The 16,617-nt window shown below is 66.9% G+C and carries 14 protein-coding genes; 7 read left to right on the forward strand and 7 right to left on the reverse strand.

All coding sequences use genetic code 11. The features are described from left to right. Nucleotides 1–2: 2 nt before the first annotated feature. Nucleotides 3–1,340, reverse strand: a complete 1,338-nt coding sequence (locus tag JI752_RS15170; RefSeq protein WP_216965622.1) for a hypothetical protein — start codon at nucleotides 1,338–1,340, stop codon at nucleotides 3–5. A gap of 125 nt (nucleotides 1,341–1,465) precedes the next feature. On the opposite strand from JI752_RS15170, the gene JI752_RS15175 reads away from it, so the two are divergent. Beyond that, nucleotides 1,466–3,778 carry an NADP-dependent malic enzyme gene (locus tag JI752_RS15175; protein WP_216965624.1) on the forward strand — a complete coding sequence of 771 codons (2,313 nt, stop codon included), beginning with the start codon at nucleotides 1,466–1,468 and terminating at the stop codon, nucleotides 3,776–3,778. Between the two features lie 48 nt (nucleotides 3,779–3,826). Here the strand turns inward: JI752_RS15175 and JI752_RS15180 are convergent, their stop codons facing one another. Continuing rightward, nucleotides 3,827–4,333: a hypothetical protein gene (locus JI752_RS15180; protein WP_216965626.1), complete on the reverse strand. Its 507-nt coding sequence runs from the start codon at nucleotides 4,331–4,333 to the stop codon at nucleotides 3,827–3,829. A gap of 235 nt (nucleotides 4,334–4,568) precedes the next feature. Between JI752_RS15180 and JI752_RS15185 the strand changes: the two genes are divergently transcribed. After that, nucleotides 4,569–4,913, forward strand: coding sequence for a DUF805 domain-containing protein (locus tag JI752_RS15185; protein WP_216965628.1), 345 nt, complete (start codon nucleotides 4,569–4,571; stop codon nucleotides 4,911–4,913). 75 nt (nucleotides 4,914–4,988) lie between these two features. Here JI752_RS15185 and JI752_RS15190 read toward each other — a convergent pair whose 3' ends face one another. Next, the gene (locus JI752_RS15190; protein WP_216965630.1) at nucleotides 4,989–7,157 is read right to left on the reverse strand and encodes a TonB-dependent receptor; all 2,169 of its coding nucleotides are present in this window, start codon (nucleotides 7,155–7,157) and stop codon (nucleotides 4,989–4,991) included. Between JI752_RS15190 and JI752_RS15195 the strand changes: the two genes are divergently transcribed. Both JI752_RS15195 and aceE read left to right on the forward strand, forming a co-directional pair. Next, nucleotides 7,156–7,491, forward strand: coding sequence for a hypothetical protein (locus JI752_RS15195; RefSeq protein WP_216965632.1), 336 nt, complete (start codon nucleotides 7,156–7,158; stop codon nucleotides 7,489–7,491). The genes JI752_RS15190 and JI752_RS15195 overlap by 2 nt on opposite strands. Nucleotides 7,492–7,846: 355 nt before the next feature. Further along, nucleotides 7,847–10,546, forward strand: a complete 2,700-nt coding sequence (gene aceE / locus JI752_RS15200) for a pyruvate dehydrogenase (acetyl-transferring), homodimeric type (protein ID WP_216965640.1) — start codon at nucleotides 7,847–7,849, stop codon at nucleotides 10,544–10,546. A gap of 50 nt (nucleotides 10,547–10,596) precedes the next feature. Here the strand turns inward: aceE and JI752_RS15205 are convergent, their stop codons facing one another. Next, entirely contained in the window at nucleotides 10,597–11,466 is an 870-nt protein-coding gene (locus JI752_RS15205) for an SGNH/GDSL hydrolase family protein (RefSeq protein ID WP_216965641.1), read from the reverse strand. Nucleotides 11,467–11,641: 175 nt separating this feature from the next. On the opposite strand from JI752_RS15205, the gene JI752_RS15210 reads away from it, so the two are divergent. Beyond that, nucleotides 11,642–13,591, forward strand: coding sequence for a patatin-like phospholipase family protein (locus JI752_RS15210; RefSeq protein WP_216965643.1), 1,950 nt, complete (start codon nucleotides 11,642–11,644; stop codon nucleotides 13,589–13,591). 33 nt (nucleotides 13,592–13,624) lie between these two features. Next, nucleotides 13,625–13,879, forward strand: a complete 255-nt coding sequence (locus JI752_RS15215; protein ID WP_216965645.1) for a hypothetical protein — start codon at nucleotides 13,625–13,627, stop codon at nucleotides 13,877–13,879. 84 nt (nucleotides 13,880–13,963) lie between these two features. On the opposite strand, the gene JI752_RS15220 is transcribed toward JI752_RS15215, so the two are convergent. Further along, complete coding sequence (locus tag JI752_RS15220) at nucleotides 13,964–14,296, reverse strand: hypothetical protein (protein WP_216965647.1); 333 nt, start codon at nucleotides 14,294–14,296, stop codon at nucleotides 13,964–13,966. Nucleotides 14,297–14,298: 2 nt separating this feature from the next. Beyond that, nucleotides 14,299–14,850: a hypothetical protein gene (locus JI752_RS15225; protein ID WP_216965648.1), complete on the reverse strand. Its 552-nt coding sequence runs from the start codon at nucleotides 14,848–14,850 to the stop codon at nucleotides 14,299–14,301. Nucleotides 14,851–15,300: 450 nt separating this feature from the next. Between JI752_RS15225 and JI752_RS15230 the strand changes: the two genes are divergently transcribed. Further along, nucleotides 15,301–15,819 (forward strand): hypothetical protein, encoded by a 519-nt coding sequence (locus JI752_RS15230; protein WP_216965650.1) that lies wholly within the window; start codon nucleotides 15,301–15,303, stop codon nucleotides 15,817–15,819. 237 nt (nucleotides 15,820–16,056) lie between these two features. Here JI752_RS15230 and msrA read toward each other — a convergent pair whose 3' ends face one another. Further along, the gene (msrA, locus tag JI752_RS15235; RefSeq protein WP_216966126.1) at nucleotides 16,057–16,566 is read right to left on the reverse strand and encodes a peptide-methionine (S)-S-oxide reductase MsrA; all 510 of its coding nucleotides are present in this window, start codon (nucleotides 16,564–16,566) and stop codon (nucleotides 16,057–16,059) included. Between the last annotated feature and the right edge of the window lie 51 nt (nucleotides 16,567–16,617).

Genomic DNA, 16,617 nt, shown 5'->3' on the forward strand with positions numbered 1-16,617 from the left:
CCTCAGCGCGCCGGTGTCAGCGCGCCGTCCTTGCCGATCACGTAGTCGGCCGGCGCGTCGCTGGCGACCAACTGCACGCGATCGCCGATGGCCACGCCGTGGTAGCTGTGGATCTGGTGGGACAGGCGCAGGTAGATCCAGTGCTGGCCCGGATCCAGCGCACGCAGGCGCACCGGATAGTGGTCCGCGGCGGACACCGCCTGCGCCATCGCCGGCGAGAACCGCGACTGCAGCTCACCCACCTCGTGCATGCGCCGCATGACGTTGACGCCGTGCCACACGCTGAGCAGCGCTGCCAGCACCAGCACGATGCGACCGGTGCGATCGGTACGCGACCACAGCGCCGCGCCCAGACCGGCGATGGCCGCGGCGAAGCCGTAGCCGTACTGGTTCGCCGACTCGGCCAGGATCAGCACCGGCCCGAGCGCCGCCGCGCCGATCAACACGAAAGCCAGCAACCAGCGTGCGCCGGCCCGCCAGAACGTCCAGGCCATCGCGAGCCACACCAGGCCCGCGAACCACACCCGCGGGGATGCGAAGCCCTCCGGCAGCAGCCCGGTGATGCCCGCCCGCGTCGCCATCGGCGGGAACAGCTGGTACTCGGCCCAGCGCAGCGGCACGAACCAGGCGCTCCATTCGTAATTGGTGGTGGTGCGCGGGGTGAACAGGATGGCGTCCAGGCGCAGCCCCAGGTACAGCGCCGCGACCACGCCGCTGCCCAGCGTCGCCCAGGCCCAGGCCGGGCGACGGCCGAGCATCAGCCAGCCCAGGGCGGTCAACGCCGGAATGACGATGCCCGCTTCCTTCGAAAGCAGCGCGATGGCGGTCAGCGCCCCCGAGCCGGCGACCAGGGCCCAGCGCGCGCCGTCGCGCTGGGCCAGCAGGCCGACCAGCAGGGCGCAGCTGACCCATGACAGATCGCCGATGGTCCCGATCCAGCCGTGGGTCTGCACCGCGAACGCGCTCATGGCGAACACCAGCGCAGCCGCGACCGCCGGGCGGGTCGCGAGGCCGAAGCGGCACAGCAGGCAGGTCAGCATCGCCGCGTTGAGCGCCCCCCACGCCACCAGGACGGCATGGAACGCGAACGGCTGGTCGAACAACAGGCGCGACAGCCAGATCCACAGCGAGAAGGTGAGGGGCCGGTACTGGAAGATCTGCGTGTCCCGCCAGATGCCTTCCACCGACATCGCGAACGCCGGATCGGTGGCGTGCGCCGCCCATTGCAGCTCGTCGTGGCTGAAATAGCCCGGGTTGAGGATCAACGGCAACTGGAACAGGGCGACCGCCAGCGCAACGGCAATCGCGGGCCACCCACCCGCTTGGCCTTTCCTGTCCATTGCGCCCCGACTCCGTGAAGAAGGTCGAATTCTGGGCAATGCCGCGCACCTGCGCCATACCCCGCCGTCCTCGCGCCCCGCGCGAAGCGGCTAGAATCGGCGGCCCGACCGTGGTTTCCGCCCTGATGTCCGAACAATCGTCGTCCGCCAACGAGCTCAAGCACGCCGCGCTGGAGTACCACCGCCTCGCGCCCCACGGCAAGATCAAGGTCTCCGCCACCAAGCCGATGGTGACCCAGCGCGACCTCGCCCTGGCGTACTCGCCCGGCGTGGCCTACGCCTGCGAGGCGATCGTGGAGGACCCGGGCCTGGCCAGCGAGCTCACCGCGCGCGGCAACCTGGTGGCGGTCATCAGCAACGGCACGGCCGTGCTGGGCCTGGGCGACATCGGCCCGCTGGCCGGCAAGCCGGTGATGGAAGGCAAGGGCGTGCTGTTCCAGAAGTTCGCCGGCATCGACGTGTTCGACATCGAGATCGACGAGCGCGATCCGGACAAGCTGGTCGACATCATCGCCAGCCTGGAGCCGACCTTCGGCGGCATCAACCTGGAAGACATCAAGGCGCCGGAGTGCTTCATCGTCGAGCGCAAGCTGCGCGAGCGGATGAAGATCCCGGTCTTCCACGACGACCAGCACGGCACCGCGATCATCGTCGGCTCCGCGGTGCTCAACGCATTGGAAGTGGTGGGCAAGGACATCGGCCAGATCAAGCTGGCCACCACCGGCGCGGGCGCGGCGGGCATCGCCTGCCTGGACATGCTGGTCGCGCTGGGCGTGAAGAAGGAGAACATCACCGCCTTCGATCGCGACGGCGTGATCTATGCCGGCCGCCCGCACCTGGACCCCGACAAGGCGCGCTACGCCAGCGATACGAATGCGCGCACGCTGGCCGAGATCGTCGCCGGTGCGGACGTGTTCCTGGGCCTGTCGGCCGGCGGCATCCTCAAGCCGGAGATGGTCGCGACGATGGCGGACAAGCCGATCATCCTCGCGCTCGCCAACCCCTATCCGGAAATCCTGCCGGAAGACGCGAAGAAGGTCCGTCCGGACTGCATCATCGCCACTGGCCGTTCGGACTACCCGAACCAGGTCAACAACGCGCTGTGCTTCCCGTACATCTTCCGCGGCGCGCTCGACGTGGGCGCCACCGGCATCAACGAGGCGATGAAGCTCGCCTGCGTGCGCGCCATCGCGGAACTGGCGCGCATGGAATCGGCCGACCTGGGCGCGGCCTACGGCGGTGAAGTGCCGGAGTTCGGCGCCGAATACCTGATCCCGCGTCCGTTCGACCCGCGCCTGCTGGTGAAGCTGGCGCCGGCCGTCGCGCGTGCGGCGATGGAGTCGGGCGTGGCGACGCGCCCGATGGAAGACATGGAGGCGTACGAGGAAAAGCTCGGCACGTTCATCTACCGCACGGGCCTGGTGATGAAGCCCGTGTACGACCGCGCGCGCAGCGACCGCAAGCGCGTGGTCTACGCCGAGGGCGAAGAGGAAACCGTGCTGCGCGCCGTGCAGACGGTGATCGACGAGAAGCTCGCCCATCCCATCCTCATCGGCCGTCCGGACGTCATCGACACGCGCATCAAGCGCCTGGGCCTGCGCATGCGCGCGGGCATCGATTTCGAACTGACCAACATCAACGACGACCCGCGCTTCAACGACTACTGGCAGCAGTACCACGCGCTGACCGAACGTCGAGGCGTGTCGCCGGCCGCGGCGAAGAACCTGCTGCGCTCGCGTCCGACGCTGATCGCCGCGCTGATGGTCGAGCGCGGCGAAGCCGACGCGATGATCTGCGGCCTGGTCGGCCGCTTCCACAAGAAGCTGGGCTACCTGCGCAGCGTGTTCGATTTCGACCGCGGCGTGACCGGCACGGCGGCGATGACCGGCGTCATCAACGACCAGGGCGTGTGGTTCTTCCTGGACACGCACGTGCAGTGCGACCCGACGGCCGAGCAGATCGCCGAGGCCGCGCTGCAGGCGTCCTTCCGCCTGAAGCTGTTCGGCATCGAGCCCAAGGTCGCGCTGCTGTCGCACAGCAACTACGGCAGCCACGACAACCCGTCGGCGGCGAAGATGCGCAAGGTGTTCCAGCTCATCAAGCAGCGCTACCCGAAGCTGGAAGTCGACGGCGAGATGCAGGCCGACACCGCGTGGGACGAAGAACTGCGCCACCGCATCTTCCCCAACACGCTGCTCAAGGGCCGCGCCAACCTGTTCGTGATGCCCAACCTCGATGCGGCCAACATCACCTACAACATGGTGCGCGTGATGACCGAGGGCGTGGCGATCGGCCCGATCCTCATGGGCCTGGACAAGCCCGCGCACATCCTCACGCCGGCTTCGACGCCGCGCCGCGTGGTGAACATGACCGCGATCGCCGCAGTGGATGCGCAGATCCGCGCGGCGTTGGGGCAGGGCGGCGCGCAGATGCCGTGACGATGCCGGTGCCGCGCGGCTTTCTGTCGCGCGGCACGCAGCGGGGCTTCACGGTTTCTTCCCCTTCTTCTTCGGCACCGCCTGGCGCGCGCGGACGCGCTCGACTTCCGCCGGCAGTTCGCGTTGCAGCATGCCGAGCAGCTCGGCCGTCGCGTCGTTGTCGATGCGCTTGCCCGCCGATGTCGTCGCGGTGACGCGCGTGAGCGTGCGATTGCCCGTCTCCGCAGCGGTCATCGCCTTGGTCAGCACCAGGAACTCCACGCCTCGGTAGCGCAGCGAATACAGGTCGAGCATCTGCGCTCGCCCGAGGTATTCGACACCGCGCATGTTCACGACGATCTGGCCGACCGCATTCCACACGTCCAGCTTGTCGGCGGGCACGGTGAACTCGCCTCGTGTCACCGTGACGGCGGGCGGCGTGGTGGTCGCGGTTCCGGCGTCGGGCACCGCGGCCTCGTGCGGGGGCGCCGTGCGGCATCCCGCCACCAGCATCACCAGCCCCGATATCAGCAGCGCGCGGCGCATCGACAGCGGGGCGATCGGCAGCGCACGCATGGGCGGCCTCCGTGCGGATCGGACAGCAGTGCGGGCGAGCGTAGCGGGCTGCCCGTCATTGCCGTGCGATTTGCACGGTCCCCGCGCCTTGCAATGCATGGAGGGGGGCGGGTGGCTCAATGCCGGGCCGATAGTCAATCGGGAAAAGTCCCTTCCGCTTTGCGAATCGTCTGATGTCCCGTGCAAGCGGCCGCTTCTAGCCTCGGGGCTCCCCAAACGCAGAGGCAGCAAGCTTATGGAATGGTTCCTGAAGGTCGTGCGCAATCACTACTTCGACTTCAACGGTCGGGCGCGCAGGAAGGAGTACTGGATGTTCGTGCTGGTGAACGTGATCCTGGCCGTGGTGGTCAGCATCATCGCCAACATGATCAAGCAGCCGTGGATCTCCAGCGTCCTCGCGCTGGCACTGCTGCTGCCTGGCCTGGGCGTGGCGGCGCGCCGCTTGCACGACATCGGCAAGAGCGGCTGGTTCATCCTGATCGCCCTGATCCCGGTGGTGGGCCTCTACCTCATCTACCTGCTGGCGCAGGAAGGTAATCGCGGTCCGAACGCCTACGGCCCCGATCCGAAGCGGGCGTGATGCGCCGCATGGCCGGCCTGCGATGAATTCGCCGGCCGGTCGCACCTCGCATTCACGCGCGACGCCGGCGCGCGCTCAACCGCCGGCCTTCCATCCCAGGCCCAGCGTGAAACCGCGCCCTGGTGCCGGTTCGAAATACCGCGCATTGCCTTCGTTGACGATCACCGATCCCGCGTAGTCGCGGTCGAACAGGTTGTCCACGCGCGCGAAGCCATACCACCCTGATGCCGCCGCGCGCCATTGCAGGCGCAGCGCGAAGGTGGCGTAACCGTTGGAGGCGTCGGTGTTGCGGTCGTCGGTAGGCATGCCGTCGCTGGCGCGCATTTCCATTGCGGCGACGGTGCGGCCATCGCGCGTGTTCCAGGCCAGTTCCGCGTAGCCGTTCGCGCGCGGGATGCCGGGGATGCGGTTGCCCGCCTCGACGATCTGCACCGCACCGCTCGCCACGCGGTACGAGAAGTCTTCGGTGAAGCGCGCGCGCAGCCAGTTGGCCGTCAGGGCGTACGACCATTGCCGATGGAGGCGGCCCTCGATGCCTGCTTCCACGCCCTCGCGGCGCGTGCGTCCCGCATTGGCGAAGCTCGCGCGGCCGCCGCTGTTGGTCGCCGGCACGATCTCGTCCTCGCCGTCGATGCGGTACGCCGACACGCTCGCCTCCACCGAGTCCGCGCGCCAACGCGTGCCGATCTCCGCCGTATCGAAGTGAGCCGGTTGCAGATCGGTATTGAAGCCGGCGCTGCCGTCGGGCCGGTAGGCAAGTTCCGTCACCGTCGGCGTTTCGAAACCCCGACCGACGCTGGCGAACACCTCACCCGAACCGAACGCGCGCGACACACCCAGCGCCGCGGCCGTCTCGCCGTAATCCAGCGATCCGCTGTCGTCGCCGTTGCCGGGCGCGATGTAGTGGTCGTCGGATTCGAACCGCAGTTCAGAACGACGCACCGCGCCGAGCAGCGTCCACGCATCGGCCGGGCGCAATTCGCCGAGCACGAAGGCATCCAGGCTGCGGATGCGATTGTCTTCGTCGCGACGCAGTGCGCCGCGAACGCCGAGTTGCGTCCCGACGAAGTTCTCGTAGCCGCGCCGCGCTTCGTCCAGCCAGCCGGACTCGATGCCCACCGTCAGCGCGCCGCGATCGAAACTCCAGCGATGCCCCGCGTCGATGCCGGCCGAGGTGCGCCCCAGGTCGATCACGCCGCCGGCGCTGCCGGGCGCGCGCTGTGCCGCGATCGGAACGGCGAGGAACTGCACCACGTCGCGCTTCACGCCATAACCGCCGATCCAGTATTCGCGACCCGGCGCGTACGCGTCTTCCCATCGCGCGCCGATCTGCGCGTTGTCGATCTTCTTGCGCGTGTCGAACTGCTCCGCGACGGGATCGGTGCCGTGCGGATCGCGCTCCCATTGCGCCCGCGTGAGGCCCAGCGGGTCGTCCGTGTACGGCTGGCTCAGGCCTCCGGCCACCAGGCGCAGGCGCGAATCGTCATCGGGCGTGTACTGCGCGACGGCGTCCACCTGCGTGCGTTGCGCCGCGCTGTGCGGTCGATCGCCGTCGGTGGTGAAGTAACTGCCGAGCGCGCGCCATTGCCATGCGTTGTCGCCGGTCGCGCCTTCGAATCCCGCTGCGCCGCGTGCACTGGAATCAGAACCGACCCAGCCTTCGGCCTCCGCCGAAGGCCCGTCGAACGCCGTCTCGCCGACGATCGCCCCGCCTGCGGCGTTGCCGTATTGCAGCGCGAGCGGACCGCGCAGCACCTGGATGCGGTCGAGTGCGCTCAGCGGGAAGCTCGCCGCCTGGCCTTGTCCGTCGAGCGCGGACGAAGGGATGCCGTCGACGATCAGCTTGATCCCGCGAATGCCGAACGTGGAGCGCGCACCGAAGCCACGGCTCTGCACCTGCAAGTCCTGCGCGTAGTTCTGTCGATCCAGCACGGTGATGCCCGGTGCGCGCACCAGCGCTTCCGACAGCGACACCTGGCGCTGACCCGAGCGCAGCGTGTCGCCGTCGATGACGCTGATCGAACCGGGGAAGTCCGACAGCGCGTGGCGCGCGCCGAGCACCTGCACGGTGTCGAGCGTGGTCGCCGAATCGCGCGACTGCGCGTGTGCCGGCACAACGAGCGCGACGGACAGCGCCAACGCCAGCGGCGCAGCGGCCGGCCGTCGGTGCGCGCGCCGTGAAGGTTTGCACACGGCCCCCTCGTTAACGTGGCGGCCGGAATCGTCCTGCAGGGGTGGGGTCATGAAGGTCGCAATCCGAGCAATGCTGCTGTTGGCCATTGTGGCCGTGCCCATCGCGATCTGGGCACAGACCACGCCGACCGCGCCCGTGCCGCCCGTTCCGGCAACGCAACCCGTGCCCGTTCCGACGCCGTCGGCACCGCCTGAGCCGCCGGCCGGCGACCCGATGCCGATGGACCTGGACGGCGACGGCGTGGTCACCGCCGCCGAACACGCTGCCGGTGCGCGCGCGCTGTTCGAACACATGGACGCCGACCACGACGGCCGCGTGACGCGGGCGGAAATGGCGGCATTCCAGCGGCAGGTGCTGGGGATGCCGGTGGCGCCGCCGCGCTAGTGGCGGCGTTGCGGCGGCCTGCCGCGCGAGGCGACTGCGCTTCCTTCTCCTCTTGCGGGAGAAGGTGCCCGAAGGGCGGAAGAGGGGAGCGTCGGCGCGGCCGACGCGCCTTTGCGTCACTGCAACCCGGCCCCCTCTCCCTGGCCGCCTCCGGCGGCCTGTCCCTCTCCCGCAAGGGGAGAGGGCGCGTGCCTCCCCACGCCATCCGCCCCCGTACGCAAACCCGCGCCGCAATTCGCCTTTCGTAGCAACGCTGCGGCCCGTTCACGGGGTCCGGCGGCCCGGATCGCCCTGTTAGAATCGATGCTCTAACCCGTCCCCACACGAGGCGCGGCCAATAGGGGCCGCGATACGCATGACGTCTCTCCACGCTGTCATCTCCGACATCCTCCAGAACGACCCGGATCCGACCGAAACCCGCGAGTGGATCGAGTCCGTCCAGGCCGTCATCGAGCGCGACGGCGCCGAACGCGCCCACCAGCTGCTCGAAGGCATGGTCGAAGTGACCCGCCGCGCCGGCGCGCACCTGCCGTTCTCGCCGACCACCGAATACATCAACACCATTCCCGCGCACCTGGAGGTCAAGAGCCCCGGCGACCACGCGATGGAATGGCGCATCCGTTCGATCCTGCGCTGGAACGCACTGGCCATGGTCGTGCGCGCCAACCGCAAGCCGGGCGACCTGGGCGGCCACATCGCGTCGTTCGCGTCGGCCGCCACGCTCTATGACGTGGGCTTCAACCACTTCTGGCGTGGTCCGGACGGCGACCATCCGGGCGACGTCATCGGCGTGCAGGGCCACAGCTCGCCGGGCATCTACGCCCGCTCGTTCCTGGAAGGCCGCATCAGCGAATCCCAGCTCGACAACTTCCGCATGGAAGTCGACGGCCGCGGCATCTCGTCGTATCCGCACCCGTGGTTGATGCCGGACTACTGGCAGGTGCCGACCGTGTCGATGGGCCTGGGCCCGCTGGCCGCCATCTACCAGGCGCGCAACTGGAAGTATCTGGAAGGCCGCGGCCTGCTGCCCAAGACCGACCGCAAGGTGTGGGCGTTCCTCGGCGACGGCGAGACGGACGAACCCGAATCCCTCGGCGCCATTTCGGTGGCCGGTCGCGAAGGCCTGGACAACCTCGTCTTCGTCATCAACTGCAATCTGCAGCGCCTGGACGGCCCGGTGCGCGGCAACGGCAAGATCATCCAGGAACTGGAAGGCCAGTTCCGCGGTGCCGGCTGGAACGTCATCAAGACCATCTGGGGCAGCTACTGGGATCCGCTCCTGGCGCGCGACACCACCGGCAAGCTGCGTCAGCTGATGATGGAAACCGTCGACGGCGAATACCAGAATTGCAAGGCGTTCGGCGGCAAGTATACGCGCGAGAACTTCTTCGGCAAGTACCCGGAGACCGCGCAGCTGGTCGCCAACCTCAGCGACGACGACATCTGGCGCCTCAACCGCGGCGGCCACGACCCGCACAAGGTCTACGCCGCGTACCACGAAGCGGTGAACACCAAGGGCATGCCCACCGTCATCCTCGCCAAGACGGTGAAGGGTTACGGCATGGGCGCGGCGGGCGAATCGCTCAACCCCACGCACCAGACCAAGAAGCTCGACGACGAAGCCGTGCGCGTGTTCCGCGACCGCTTCAACATCCCGGTGACCGACGCGCAGCTGGCCGACGGCAAGGTGCCGTTCTTCCACCCGGGCGAGAAGTCGCCGGAAGTGGAGTACATGCACGAGCGCCGCAAGGCCCTGGGCGGTTACCTGCCGCAGCGCCGTCGCAAGGCCACCGAATCGCTGGAAGTGCCCAAGCTGGAAGCCTTCGACCGCCTGCTCAAGAGCAGCGGCGACCGCGAGATCAGCACCACGATGTCGTTCGTGCAGTCGCTCAACATCATCCTGCGCGACAAGCAGGTGGGCCCGCGCTGCGTGCCGATCGTCGCCGATGAGGCGCGCACGTTCGGCATGGAAGGCCTGTTCCGCCAGATCGGCATCTACGCCCAGCACGGCCAGAAGTACAAGCCGGTCGATCGCGACCAGCTGATGTACTACCGCGAAGACGAGGCCGGCCAGGTGCTGGAAGAAGGCATCACCGAAGCAGGTGCGTTCTCCAGCTGGATGGCCGCCGCCACCAGCTACAGCACCAACAACCTGCAGATGTTGCCGTTCTACATCTACTACTCGATGTTCGGCTTCCAGCGCATCGGCGACAGCGCGTGGCAGGCCGCGGACATGCGTGCGCGCGGCTTCCTGCTGGGCGCCACCGCCGGCCGCACCACCATCAACGGCGAAGGCCTGCAGCACGAAGACGGCCACAGCCACCTGCTGGCCAGCGCCATCCCGAACTGCCGCAGCTACGACCCCACGTTCGGTTTCGAAGTCGCGGTGATCCTGCAGCACGGCATGCAGCGCATGCTCACCGAGCAGCAGGACGAGTACTACTACATCACCCTGATGAACGAGAACTACGCCCACCCGGACATGCCGGAGGGCGCAAGCGAGGGCATCATCAGGGGCATGTACCTGCTGCAGGACGCCGGCAAGCCCAAGAAGGGCGAACTGCGCGTGCAGCTGATGGGCAGCGGCACCATCCTTCGCGAAGCCATTGCCGCGGCGGAACTGCTGGACAAGGACTTCGGCGTCACCGCCGACATCTGGTCCTGCCCCAGCTTCACCGAACTGGCGCGCGACGGCGAAGACGCCATCCGCCTCAACCGCCTCAACCCGGAAGGCACCCAGCGCAAGCCGTACGTCACCACGTTGCTGGAAGGCCGCCAGGGCCCGGCGATTGCCGCCACGGACTACGTGCGCAACTTCGCGAACCAGATCCGCGAATTCGTGCCGATGAAGTACACCGTCCTGGGCACCGACGGCTTCGGCCGCAGCGACACCCGCGCCAACCTGCGCCGTCACTTCGAAGTGGACCGCTACTACATCGCCCACGCCGCCATCGCGGCGCTGGCAGCGGAAGGGAAGATGACGGCGAAGGATGTGGCCCGCGCGATCAAGCAGTACAAGCTCGACGGTGAGAAGCCGAATCCGCTGGGCGTCTGAAGCAAGCGCGATCTGCAACACCGGAAGGGCGGCCGTGAGGCCGCCCTTCTTCATTTCACGGGGCGGGAACGAATGATCGGTCGCGCACCGATCGCGCGCTTGATCTCCGGAACCCAATGCTTCTTGGAAAGGTATGCGAACCCGCGCTGCGACGGATGGATCTCGTTGTCCCACCATCCCTCATAGTCGGGCAGTTCCTCGCGCGTATCGAGTACGTTGGTGGTGTTGTTGGTTGCAACGTCCCGCAGCAGCGCCGCAAACGACGCAAGCAGCCAGCGTGAGAGCACGCGCTGTTCGTCCTTGTCGGTGAGCTCGAACTCGCGCATCGGCTTCCACAGCCACGGTCCGGCCTTGAAGCCGAAGAACTCGTACTTCTCGTTGCACGGCGTGACGTCGGCATAGGAGTGGCAGATGATCGGCGCCCCTGGCGCGTGCGCGTTGCGCAGGTCGATCAACGCCTGGTAAGCCGCGCGCACCTCGGCGAACGTCTTCTTGAGCGATGTGAACTTGATGTGCCGTCGCGCCACGTCAGGAACGGGTTGCCACGGCCACGGCTTCACATCCGGCGGGTCGCTGGCCTTCTTCAAATGCGTGGCGAAGTCCTTGCCGATGACGTCGTTGCCGCCCAGCGACACCAGGATCGCCTGGAAGGGACGGTGCATGTCCTGCATGAACGCCGCCCACGAGGTCACCTCCGACACCACATCGCTGACCAGGTTCTTCGCATCCCGCCCGGGCTTGCTGCTGTCGAGCATCAGCGCCTTCCCATCCAGATCCAGCTCGATCCGGCGCTGCAGGTCCGGGAACGGGCGCAGCGCGTACTGGAACCACGAATCGCCGATGGAAAGAACGCAGGCGCGTCTGCGGTTGTCCCTGACGTCCTTCACGTACTTCTGAAACTGATACCCGCTGCCGGCCATGACGGACTCCTCCGTGTCGATCGTCCTATCGCCCCGAACGCCCACCGCCGGCGCCGCCGGCCAACCGGATGCAAGCCCGCTGTCCTTCGCCGCAGCGGTTCCGCGTAGTCCGAGGGAAAAGGAGCGGGTTGGCGGCGTCGAAGCGGTCGGCGACTGCGGCCCTCAGGAGGTCCAGGTGACGGACGAAACAGGGACGGGCCCGGCCGCCGGCCGCGTGTACGCGACGCAATGCGATCTGGTCATGAAGGGCGGCATCACCAGCGGCATCGTGTATCCGCTGGCCGTGGTGGAGATCGCCAAGGCATTCACCCTGCGCAGCATCGGCGGGACCAGTGCCGGCGCGATAGCCGCAGCGGCTGCAGCGGCGGCGGAGCTGGGGCGGCAGCGGCTGAAAAAGCGGAAGGCCCAGAACGACTTCAAAGGGTTCGAGCTACTGCAAGCCCTGCCGACGCATCTGGTGAAGCCATCCACCGACGGACGCGGCACCAAGCTGATGGCCTTCTTCAAACCCGCGCCCGCGCTGCGGCCGCTGTTCGACGTGTTCCTCGCCGTCATGGGCACGCGTGGGAGCTGGCGCCGCGCATGGGCCGGCATCAAAGCGTTGCTCCCGCACTTTGGCCTGGACATCGTGCTGGGAATGGCTATCGGCGGCGTTCCCATCGGTTGGGCCGTCGCCCGCAGCGGTGCCGCGCTGGTGTGGCCATGGGCGCTGGCAGGTGCCGTCATCGGCGGGATGCTGGTGCTGCTGTTCCATGCGCTGCGCCTGGCGCTACGCGAGCTGCCCGCCAACAAGTTCGGAGCATGCTCGGGAATGCCCGCCGACGGCGACAACACGGGCGAAGCGCTGACGGTCTGGCTGACGGACTATCTGGATGAGTTGTGCGGCCAGGCCGAGGTCCACGGCGGAGCGGACGGCAAACCGCTTACCTTCGGCGACTTGCGCGCGCATGACATCGACCTGCAGATGATGACCACCTGCCTCACATTGGGGCGGCCGTTCCGCCTGCCGTTCCGCGACGACCCGCAGGTGCGCGAGAACAAGCAGTTCTATTACAAGGAGACGGAGTTCGCCTCGCTCTTTCCCGAACGCGTCATGGCCTGGATGCACGCGCACGAGCGTCCCGCCGGAGCGCCGGGACCGTACCCGCCCGGATACCGTCGCCTGACGATGCCCGATGACATGCCGGTCGTCGTCGCGGTACGCATGAGCCTGAGCTTTCCGCTGCTGCTGAGCGCGATCCCGTTGCATTCGGTGGACTACAACCGCCGTCCCGACAAGAAGGACGCCGCAGACGCCGAACCCATCCACGAACTGGAAACGTGCTGGTTCACCGACGGCGGCGTGGGATCGAACTTCCCCATCCACTTCTTCGACAGCGCGCTGCCGTGCCGTCCGACGTTCGGCCTGGACCTGGGGCGAGCGGAGGAGGGCCAGGAAGAGCGCGTGCTGTTCCCGAAAGACAACGGCGATGCGCGGCTGTGCTGGTGGCGCCGCTTCGGTGGCAGCGGCTTCGCCGCGCTCGCCGACTTCCTCGGCGCCGTCATCCATGTGGCGAAAGACTGGAACCACGAAACCCTGTCGCATTTGCCGGGCTTCCGCGACCGCATCGGCCTGATCCAGCTGACCAAGAAGGAAGGCGGACTCAACCTTTCGATGGACGAGGACCTGATCGGGAAGCTGACCGGATACGGACGCAAGGCGGGCATCGAGTTCGTGGAGCGCTTCGGTGATCCGCAATTCCTGCCGGCGGGAAAGACGCCGCACGAGATGGGATGGGGCAACCACCAGATCATCCGCCTGCGCCTGTTGCTGGCAAGCATGGCCGAACTGCTGGGCTCGCTGGAGGGCACGTGTTCCGAGCTCGATTCCAAGCCTGCGGACTATGCGCGGTTCTTCTGCCCAACGCCGGGCTCGTACAGCTACCGGTTCAAAGGCCTGAACAACCTCAAACGCGACGCGCAAGGTTGCTACTACACGCAGGGCGGATTGGCGCTTGGCGTATTCAAGCGCCTACGCAGGCTGGCGCGACTGATCGAGAAGACGAACGTGGCCAGGCCCGACACCCGCCTGGACCTCGGTGCGCCCCGCCCGACACCGGAGCTGAAGACACGTCCGCGGGTTTGAAGCGCACGCGACCGCAAGACAGGGAGAAACGACATGCCGATCACGGGCACAGGATGGGAGTTCCACATCGTCCGCCAGAGCGAACAGCGTCGCGACAGCGATGGAAAGCGCAGGACGGTGGGGCGGTATCAGGTCTATCACGACGGCGTGGCACAAACCGGCCCCGGATTGTCCGGCACCGTCGCGGAAACACGCGGCCCAGGAGCGAACCGGCCACGCGGAAACAACCGACGCATCGAGCCGGGGCGCTACACGCTCGCCACGCAGGGTGGCAGCAAGCCAGCGTAGCCCGGGTAAGCGAAGCGCACCCGGGTGTTGTCACGGAACCATTGTCAGATGCGCCCTGATCGCGAGGCCAAGACATGCGCAGGTTCATCTCTGCGACGGCGCCTCGATCAACTCCTCATACTCTGCGAGCTTCGCTGAAATCTGTGGATCTGTTGCGTACTTCGAGCGCAGGTGAGCGAGGCTTTCATCTGTGCCGGTGCAGTACTCCTTTAGGCCTTCTTCCACTTCGCGTGCGCGATCCGACTGGCCGGGGTCAGGGATCTCCCCGCGGAAGTAGTCGCACGTATCGCGGCGGTCGATGAAGGTGCTTACGTCCTTCGGGATTTCGTCGGCATGCTTCGGCGGAGAACCAACCCGTGGGCTGCAAGCGGAGAGTATTGCTGCGAGCAGTGCAGGAACTGCGTTGGAGGGCTTCATGGTCAGCGCCCATCGTTGGACCAATGAGGGCGGTCTCTATCGCCGCCACGGAACTTGACGACGCCATAGCTGGCGCCTACTGAGCGCAGGTCGTGGTTCATGCCATCGCGCGGAGTCGTTGCGATAGCCTCTTGGAGTCCAGACGGGACCTGGATGTCTAGCGTGCCTTGCCAGCCAATGGTCATGTCGATCGCGTTTCCTTCGATATGTCGGGAGTTGAGCGCGGGTGCCGTGCGCAGGTTCTGCATGCCGTATGCATTCACCATCGCCGTAGCCGCGGCACGGGAAGCGCGTTCCGAGTATTCGCCGTTGTCATCGGTATGCTTCCACTCAATGTCCACTCCTTCATGGGCGGGGACGTTCCGAGGATCGACGTTGTCATTGACGATTTTCCACGACCAGTGCATGAGAAAGGCGCGCTCACGGGGTCTTAGCGTCGCCGATATGGTCACGCCTGCACCGGCTCTGCGGAGTGCTGCGATAAAGGCGGCTGCGTTCTCCCGAAACGGAGAGGTCAGGTCGTCCGTGCTCGTGCTTGTGGGGAACTCGGACACCCAGGATGCGCCGCTCAGCCGTCTTGCTGGGATCTGGATGACCGCCGGGTTGCGGTCACCTGCGGGCGTGAGGATTCGCTGGCAGCGTAGCGCCAGGTTGGCGCCGTTAACACCCGCAGGAATCCGTACGGGCCGCGGGTCCGGTTGATTCCTCGGCATAGATCACCTCAATTGTTGCGGTTTCGGGAAGGTCGGAATGGGCTGACTGGGTCAAGCCGAAGGCGTCCGTAGTTCCCTCGAAGACCTTTCCGGATTCCAACGTGATCCGATACCGAAGGCCTGCAATGGGTCCACCGGACTTCGCGCTGTTCAGGAGGAAGCGAAGGTCGAACGCGGACGAGTGAGTTCTCGACATCAGCGCGGACGACAGATTGGTGTATGCATCCGATACGCCGCTGCGATTGGCAAGCTCAACCGAAACGTTGGTACTGCACGCAGCAAGTCGATGCCTTGGCGGACTGTCCGAAACCCAAGGTCGAACTGGCCTCGACGATGATCTTCGTGCTTCGCCGCGAAGGCGGCGCACTCAAGGCGCTCCCGCTGGGCTACGAGTTCAACCGCTTCGTTCCGCGCCACTCCAAGGGCCGCCTCGCGTTCTCGGCGGGACTGGCCGTGCAGGCCATCGGCGCAAAAGACGGCGCCGGCTACTACTGGACGAGCGAGCGCGACGGCAAGGAAGCGGTGCTCATCGATGACGACTGCGACGCCGACGGCAAGCGGCTCCCCACAGGGAACTGCATGGACGTGGAGACGCCCGACTGGTCGAAGGCGGCCGTCCTGCCGATGCCGCCGCGCTTGCCGGAAGGGGCCGAATCCTCGATGGCCGCACTGGAAGTGACCGTCGCCGAAGTGGGGCGACCGGACGCATGGACCAAGGCGTGGGCATCCTTCACTGCGGCCAGCGAGGGCGATGTCTCCGAGGCCATGAGCAGCGCGCTGAAGAAGCAATGGAAGCTGGGCACGGAGTAATCGAGCCTCCGGTCGCCGCTGCGCTTTCGCTTCACGGTCTGAGAGCGGTGCGCACGGTTGAGCAACCTCGTAGCCCGAAGCGAAGCGCACCCGGGTGCGAGCGCGCCGGAGTCGATTTGCGGACGAGACCGACAGCGTCGCAACGACACGAGGAAAGGTGGAGGGGCACGGTGGAACCCGGGTGCGCTTCGCTTACCCGGGCTACGTTGGCCTTGACGAGAAGCCGTCGCAACCAGATCACACGTTCACCGCCGGCAACCGCCACCCAGGAGGAAGGTGACGGCATGCATGCTGCATCGGGTGGTGTTCGAAGTAGTCCTGGTGCTCCACTTCCGCCTCCCAGAAGCGCCCCGCAGGTTCGATCGCGGTGACGATTCGGCGCGGAAGCAGGCCGGACGCTTCCAGCTCCGCAACGGTGGCTTCGGCGGTTACTCGCTGCGCATCGGTCAGATAGAAGATCGCCGAGCGATAGCGCGTGCCGATATCGCGCCCCTGGCGATTCCACAGCGTCGGATCGTGGATCTGGAAGAAGAACTCGAGAATCTGCCGGTACGAAAGCAGCGCGGGATCGAACACGATCTCGATCGCCTCGGCATGCGTGCCGTGGTGGTCGTACGTGGGATGCAGTACATCGCCGCCGGTGTAGCCAACGCGCGTGGACATCACCGTGGGCACGCGACGCAGCAGCGCCTGCATGCCCCAGAAGCAACCGCCGGCGAGGATCGCGGTTTCGGTCTTGATCACCATGGACATCCCATCCCCGATCGATAACGGTCCCCGGTCCGGACCTTAGCACTG

Source organism: Lysobacter sp. MMG2 (genome assembly GCF_016735495.2).
Taxonomy (GTDB): Bacteria; Pseudomonadota; Gammaproteobacteria; order Xanthomonadales; family Xanthomonadaceae; genus Lysobacter_J.

What these genes read in the sequence shown, in the direction of transcription:
- JI752_RS15170 (WP_216965622.1), bottom strand. Translation starts at nt 1,340, where the DNA reads ATGGACAGGAAAGGCCAAGCGGGTGGGTGGCCCGCGATTGCCGTTGCG.
- JI752_RS15175 (WP_216965624.1), top strand. Translation starts at nt 1,466, where the DNA reads ATGTCCGAACAATCGTCGTCCGCCAACGAGCTCAAGCACGCCGCGCTG.
- JI752_RS15180 (WP_216965626.1), bottom strand. Translation starts at nt 4,333, where the DNA reads ATGCGTGCGCTGCCGATCGCCCCGCTGTCGATGCGCCGCGCGCTGCTG.
- JI752_RS15185 (WP_216965628.1), top strand. Translation starts at nt 4,569, where the DNA reads ATGGAATGGTTCCTGAAGGTCGTGCGCAATCACTACTTCGACTTCAAC.
- JI752_RS15195 (WP_216965632.1), top strand. Translation starts at nt 7,156, where the DNA reads ATGAAGGTCGCAATCCGAGCAATGCTGCTGTTGGCCATTGTGGCCGTG.
- JI752_RS15190 (WP_216965630.1), bottom strand. Translation starts at nt 7,157, where the DNA reads ATGACCCCACCCCTGCAGGACGATTCCGGCCGCCACGTTAACGAGGGG.
- aceE (WP_216965640.1), top strand. Translation starts at nt 7,847, where the DNA reads ATGACGTCTCTCCACGCTGTCATCTCCGACATCCTCCAGAACGACCCG.
- JI752_RS15205 (WP_216965641.1), bottom strand. Translation starts at nt 11,466, where the DNA reads ATGGCCGGCAGCGGGTATCAGTTTCAGAAGTACGTGAAGGACGTCAGG.
- JI752_RS15215 (WP_216965645.1), top strand. Translation starts at nt 13,625, where the DNA reads ATGCCGATCACGGGCACAGGATGGGAGTTCCACATCGTCCGCCAGAGC.
- JI752_RS15220 (WP_216965647.1), bottom strand. Translation starts at nt 14,296, where the DNA reads ATGAAGCCCTCCAACGCAGTTCCTGCACTGCTCGCAGCAATACTCTCC.
- msrA (WP_216966126.1), bottom strand. Translation starts at nt 16,566, where the DNA reads ATGGTGATCAAGACCGAAACCGCGATCCTCGCCGGCGGTTGCTTCTGG.